General features: G+C 38.5%; 6 protein-coding genes. 2 read left to right on the forward strand and 4 right to left on the reverse strand.

The annotated features are described in order from the left end of the window. Positions 1-21 precede the first annotated feature (21 nt). The 4 genes from NL42_RS04130 to NL42_RS04145 form a co-directional block, all read right to left on the reverse strand. Positions 22-1,422, reverse strand: coding sequence for an aminotransferase-like domain-containing protein (locus tag NL42_RS04130; protein WP_461311862.1), 1,401 nt, complete (start codon positions 1,420-1,422; stop codon positions 22-24). A gap of 96 nt (positions 1,423-1,518) precedes the next feature. After that, positions 1,519-1,653: a hypothetical protein gene (locus NL42_RS04135; RefSeq protein ID WP_080645724.1), complete on the reverse strand. Its 135-nt coding sequence runs from the start codon at positions 1,651-1,653 to the stop codon at positions 1,519-1,521. Positions 1,654-1,668: 15 nt separating this feature from the next. Further along, entirely contained in the window at positions 1,669-2,676 is a 1,008-nt protein-coding gene (cydB, locus tag NL42_RS04140; RefSeq protein WP_309455528.1) for a cytochrome d ubiquinol oxidase subunit II, read from the reverse strand. Beyond that, a complete protein-coding gene (locus NL42_RS04145) occupies positions 2,669-4,114 on the reverse strand; it encodes a cytochrome ubiquinol oxidase subunit I (RefSeq protein ID WP_446090627.1) in 1,446 nt (481 codons plus the stop codon). Before NL42_RS04145 ends, cydB begins: the two co-directional genes overlap by 8 nt. Before the next feature lie 645 nt (positions 4,115-4,759). Here NL42_RS04145 and NL42_RS04150 point away from each other — a divergent pair. Both NL42_RS04150 and NL42_RS04155 read left to right on the forward strand, forming a co-directional pair. After that, positions 4,760-5,578 carry a hypothetical protein gene (locus NL42_RS04150; RefSeq protein WP_461311863.1) on the forward strand — a complete coding sequence of 273 codons (819 nt, stop codon included), beginning with the start codon at positions 4,760-4,762 and terminating at the stop codon, positions 5,576-5,578. 117 nt (positions 5,579-5,695) lie between these two features. Continuing rightward, on the forward strand, positions 5,696-6,931 hold a 1,236-nt coding region (locus tag NL42_RS04155; RefSeq protein ID WP_461311864.1), incomplete at its 3' end, for an acyl-CoA dehydrogenase family protein.

A 6,931-nucleotide genomic window follows, 5' to 3' on the forward strand; every position in this document is an offset into this window, starting at 1 on the left:
GATTGATGAACCTGCTTTATCTTATTGCTGAATGGTTTTAATGATTTGATCTAATGCATCTTGAATTTTAGAGTTCCATTCAAAAGAGCAGTTGATTCGTAAATAATGCTGCTGTGAGGGTAAAACACTAAATAATTGGCTTGGAGCTACACCAATATTCTGTTGGATCAATTCTTCATAAACTCGCATACTGTCTAGCGTGCTAGGGAGTTTAACCCAAAGAAAATAACCACTTGGGTAGTAGTACAATTCGCATGAAGCAGGCAGGTTTTGTTTTAAATAATGATAAAACTGTTTTTTATAACGTTCTAGTGAAAGTCGTAGAGTACGCAAGTGCTTTTCATAATGATGATGAGACAAAAATTCAACCAATGCATTTTGAATGAGTGAATTTACTGAAATGGTACTCATGAGCTGCAAGTGCTGAATATGGTCTGAAAATTTACCCGCATAGACCCAACCGACCCGAAAACCTGCCCCTAATGTTTTAGAAAAAGACGAGCAGTGAAGCACCAGATTTTGCTGGTCAAAATACTTCATTGAAAGCGGTTTTTGGCCGCCGTAAAAAAGCTCTTCATAGACATCATCTTCAATCAAATAAATTTGGTTTTCGTGAAGCAACTTGGCAATTTTATATTTAATGTCATCACTGACTGTAAAGCCAATTGGGTTGTGGCTATTTAGCATGAGCCAACATACTTTAATCGGATAATTGTGAATGACCTGCTCAAAAGCATCGAGGTCAAAACCATGTTGAGGGTGTTCAGGAATCGTAATCACTTTTAGCCCTAAACGTTCTGCAGCCTGCCAAGCTCCATAAAATACGTTTTGCTGTAATAAAATATAATCACCCGGCTGAGCAACTGCTTGCAAAGAAAGATTAAGTGCATCTAATCCGCCGGATGTAATGACAATATCATTTGGGTCGGTCTGTATGCCTTGCATACAATAGCGTTGAGCAATTAGTTTTCTTAACGCTAAATTACCTGGAGGTAGGCTTGTGGTCTGGTCATAACTGTTTTTTTGACGTGCAAGCTGCCCCATAATCTGAATTAACTTTGGTGCATATAAAAGCTGACTATCTGGAAAAGCCGAGCCAAAAGGTACGACAGATTCATGTTGAATCGATTTAAGATATTTAAAAACTAAAGAATTAATTTCAATTTTAGAATTGAGCGAAACAACTGCATACTGCTCTAAAGGTTTAAGAGCAATTTGCTCAGCAACGAAATAACCTGATTTTTCTTTTGAATAGATAAGGCCTTGCGATTCAAGTTCTTGGTAAGCATTCATAACGGTCATTAAGCTAAAACCAGAACGTTGTACTTGATCTCTTAATGAAGGTAATTTTTCATGCGCATTTAAAGTGCCACTTTCAATAAGTTGGCGAATACTATGGGCAAGTTGTTCAGATTTATACATGTATTGGCTGCCAAAATGACAAAATAAAAGATGCACTTACTCATAATAAATGCCGTTTGCAGAATCTACAAACGGCATTTGTTTAGAAAGTTGGAATTACTTTAAATAAGGGGCAGCATAAATCAATATGACTTTAAACAAACCCGCAATAACACCTAAAGCTAAAAAGCCAGCAAGCCATAGCAGAATAAACCATTGGGTTTGATTGAGTTTGACTGATAACTTTTTCATAAAACCCCCATACATTTAGTGATAACCTTCATCACCTACACGAACTTTGTCTCTAAATACCCAGTAAGACACAATGGTGTAAGCAATAATGATTGGAATCAGAATCAGTGCGCCAACCAAAGCAAACATCTGGCTTGAGTGAGGGGCCGCTGCCTGCCAAATAGTCACTGATGGCGGAATAATATATGGCCACAAACTAATGACGAAGCCTGTAAATGCAAGGAAGACTAGGGCCAGTGTATATACAAATGGCTTAAGGTCATGTTGTTGCTTTTTACACGCTGATAAAATCAGGCCGACAAACAATAAGACCAAAATAGGCACAGGGCTAAAATAGAACAGGTTTGGTAAAGAGAACCAGCGATCTGCAATTTCAGGATGAGTTAACGGCGTATATAAACTTACACCACCAAAAATAATGAGCAGTGCAATAATCAGCTTTGGCATAAGCTCATACATACGTTGCTGCAAGCCTTTTTCAGTTTTTAAGATGAGCCATCCACATCCTAAAGTGGCATACATAGCAACTACGCCAATACCTGTAAAGATCGTAAATGGAGATAACCAATCAAGTGATCCACCCGCATAAATACCATTTTCGGTTTTAATCCCTTGAATATAAGCACCTAAAATAATCCCTTGGAGAAAACTGGTTAAAATTGAACCCCAGATAAAGGCTAAATCCCAAAGATGTTTAGTACGATGGGCTTTAAAACGGAATTCAAAAGCAACGCCACGGAAAATCAGGGCAATCACCATAAAAATGATCGGTAAATAGAGTGCTGATAAAACTGTTGAATAGACCAGTGGAAAGGCAGCATATAGACCAGCACCACCGAGAACCATCCACGTTTCATTACCATCCCAGACAGGAGCCACGGTATTCATCATCACGTCACGTTCTTGGCTGTTCTTAATGAAGGGGAACATAATCCCGATTCCTAAGTCGAAGCCGTCCATGACCACATAAATCATGACACCTAAACCGATAATACCGACCCATATTAAAGAAAGATCAATCATGACGGTTCTCCCCAGAGTTTTGTTTGCTGTCAATATTTTCATCGACTGCACTAAGTGGACGCATTGGTGTTTTAAAGTGTCCTACGCCACCAGTTTCAACATTTGGTGTATCAATAAATGATGGGCCTTTGTTAATTAGTTTTAAGGTGTAGTAAATACCGCTACCAAAAACGATGGTATACACCACCACAAAAATAAACAGGCTCAGTCCGACTTGTTCTGCAGAAACCGTATGTGAAAGTCCATCTTTAGTTCGCATAATGCCGTACACAACCCACGGCTGACGGCCAACCTCTGTGGTTACCCAACCTGCAAGCATAGCGACATAACCAGATGGTCCCATAACTAAAGCAAATTTATGGAACCACGAAGTTTCATAGAGTTTTCCGCGTTTACGTAGCCAAAGTGCAATTAAAGACAAGGTGACCATGAGTACGCCAAGGCCCACCATCACACGGAAGCTCCAGAAAACAATCGTTGAATTGGGACGGTCTTCAGGTGCGAAATCTTTTAAACCCGTCACTTGGCCATCCAAGCTATGCGTTAAAATTAAGCTACCCAAATAAGGAACACCCACTTCAAAATGGTTTCGTTCTTCTTTCATATCGGGAATTGCGAATAACAATAAAGGCATAGGCTCATTGTGATTGGTTTCCCAGTGACCTTCCATTGCTGCAAGTTTGGCAGGTTGATGTTCACGAGTATTCAAACCATGATTATCGCCAATTACCACTTGCAAACATGAAGTCACAAGCACCATCCAAAGACCCATCGAGAACGATTTTTTCACCAATTCATCACGACGGCCTTTTACTAAATGCCATGCAGAAGTTCCGACGACCAATAATGATGAAACCAAGAAGGCTGCTGCACCCATGTGGGCAAAGCGGTAAGGGAAGGATGGGTTAAAGACAATTGCAAACCAGTCTTTTGGCACAATAATGCCATTTTCGATGGCAAAGCCTTGAGGGGTCTGCATCCAGCTATTAGAAGATAAAATCCAGAACATGGAAATACATGTTCCGATGGCCACCATAAGTGTTGCGAAGAAATGGGCTCGAGGACCAACACGTCCCCAACCAAATAACATAATGCCTAAGAAACCTGCTTCTAAAAAGAAGGCACTCAAGACTTCATAGGTAAGTAAAGGACCAGTAATACTTCCGGCGACGCGTGAAAATTCACTCCAGTTAGTACCGAACTGGTAACTCATGACCACGCCCGAGACCACACCCATACCAAAGGCAACTGCAAAGATCTTAATCCAGTATTTAAAGAGATCTTTATAAATCGGGTTTTGGGTTCTTAACCATTTCCATTCTAACACTGCTAAAAAGCAGGCAAGACCGATGGAAGTGGCTGGAAAAATAATATGGAAGGATACTGTAAAAGCAAATTGTATTCGCGCTAATTCTAGAGCGGTTAGACCGAGGCTCATAAACTTTCCCCCTGTGAACTAGCTGATGATTAAATGAGTTAAATACTTATTTTCAGGCAATAAAGTATTTTGACAATTGAACTTACTTCTGTGATAAATGTTATTAGCAAGTAAAATGCCAACAGGGCGAAGTAATATAATTGCTTGATATTTCAAGAGAATAGACTGATTAATTGTTCTCAGTCTGTTAACAAAGTTTATGCTTGATGTTGCATTTGTAAAAATGCATGTTGCATTGAAACATTGATGAAATATCTGACGATGCACCATAGATCGTTTCATGAAAACTACCTACCTTAAGAAGCTTTCTTAATCATGCACTCGCTAATTTTGTATATCTAGATACAGAAATTTTTTATAAAACTATAACAGTCTGGAGCAATTGTGAGGTGTGCTATAGTTTTTTTTCAATTATCTGTAGCTATATATCCATTCACCTAAAGTCCAAAATAAATGAACACGATTTACGAATGGCCAAAATCATCGTTCTAAACAACATCAATGCGACTTTGGTTTTTATATAAGCGCAGGATAAATTACTTCTTTTTTATTCCCTTGTTGTTTTGTGTGAGGTCTGGTTGTTGCGTAGGTTATTAAAGACCTGATTTAAGTGTAGCTCTTCTAAAATAGCTTGGATGTTAAAAAATGTTTACTACTTCTCAACTCAATGTCCTGCATAAAATTATTAAAAATCAGCCTATTCCAGCGTCTATAATGGCTCAATTAGAGCAGACCTATGTTAACTTCGAAGCAACTTTATTAAGAGCGAAGGTTCTCAGAGACTTTTCTAAATCTCAAACTGTATATTTAATTCAATCTCATATTCACCTAAAGCAAAGCAGTGTTGCTTACCTATTTTCACCTTTTATATTTGCCAATTTAAATAAAGCAGCCATTTACACAACACCTGCGACAGCACCTGTGCTTTCTATTCTTAATAAATATTATCAAGCTGAAAAAAAGGTACTTTTCAAGATCGATGAAGTTTTAGAAAGCTTAAAAGTATATATAGATTTAGAACTTGGAGAGCTTAATGAAGTTGAGTTTATTTATTTAAGCTTAATCAAAGCGCTGTGCCGAAGTGATATCTCTACCGTTTTCTTAATCACCGATTTAGATATTGATTTAGAACATTTGAAAGAGCTTGAGCAGTTCTTAAAAGTCGAAATTTATTGGATTAACCCCCAAAAAAGTGATGATTTAAAAGATATAAATGAATTGGAAATGCGTAAATTATTATTTAAAAATAAAGATGACACTTATGTAAAATTATGCACGAAATTTGCTCAAATGAATGCAGAGCTTGTCGGGTTATGTGACACCTTCACGACGCCTCAAATGACGCATTTAATTGATGATATGTTCTATTCAGAGCATATTTTCGAAAAATTATCTGTCTATTCAGAATATATGCAAACCTTATTGCAAAGTCAGCATAGTCTTAACAAGAAAGCGCTAGCTTAGTGCTGTAAGCTTTTGCTTTGCGTTATATAAAGAATGAATACAGTTATAAAAAAATAATCGTTTTCATGTGAAATAAATATTTTATGGTAAAAGCAAAGCAATATTGGTTTTACATAAATGACAAATTTAAATTTTGAGCATCATCTCGGTTCACTAACGCATGCTGCACTTAGTCAGGCTTCAATTATTTCTCGCGTGTGGGGTGAAGGGCCTTCAGAACGTTATGATGAATTGGCAAAAAATTTCAGACCGACTTTTGCGCGTATTAAAGAAGGGGCTTTAATCCGTGAGCAGCAGCATATTTTGCCTTATGAACAACTTCAGTGGCTCAAAGATATTGGTTTTACGCGTTTACGACTTCCCAAAGCTCATGGGGGCTTTGATGCAACTATTCCTGAATTATTTGCATTGCTCATTGAACTTGCAGAGGCCGATTCAAACTTACCGCAAGCTTTGCGTGTGCATTTTGGTTTCACTGAAGATGTCTTAGTGGGTAAAGACAAAGTGTTTCAACAGCGCTGGCTAAGCCGAATTGCCAATGGTGAAACGGTGGGTAGTGCATGGTCAGAGGGTGGAAAAGAGTCAATCGATCAATTCGAAACTCACTTATATCGGGATGCTGACGGAAAAATTCGCCTTAAAGGTCAAAAATACTACACCACAGGTAGCCTATATGCAGATTGGGTTGACGTTGGTGTAACAGATTTAAATGGAGAGTCTGGCTCGGTCGTTGTGCGCCGTGAAGATGAAGGCGTTGAAATTGTAGATGACTGGAATGGCTTTGGTCAGCAACTCACAGCAAGTGGTACGGCATATTTCCACGATGTATTAGTTGATGAAACTGAAATCTTACCTGATGATGACCGCTTTAAATATTCAGCAGCTTATTATCAATTGGTCCAACTGGCAATCATTACAGGTTTAGGGCGAGCTGCGACCTATGATGTTTCTCAAGCTGTTGCTAAACGTACCCGAAACTACACTCATGCTAACGCTCAATTTGTAAAACAGGACCCGCAAATTTTACAAGTGGTGGGGCAAATCCGTGGAGCTGCTTACAGTGCAGGGGCGATTGTTGAAAAAGTCGCACAAAGCTTACAACGTGCTTACTTAGTTGCATTTCAAAATAATGAGCAGCTTGAAGAAGAGCAAAATGCACTTGCTGAGCTTGAAAGTGCACAATCTCAAACGGTTATTACCGATTTGATTTTAAATGCTTCTACGATTTTATTTGATGCTTTAGGCGCTTCAGCAACAGACAAAGATTTAGGCCTAGATCGATACTGGCGTAATGTACGAACTTTATCTTCACATAACCCTAGAATATTTAAAAATCGAATTGTCGGTGATTTT

The sequence above is a fragment of the Acinetobacter sp. GN11 genome, from assembly GCF_054823985.1.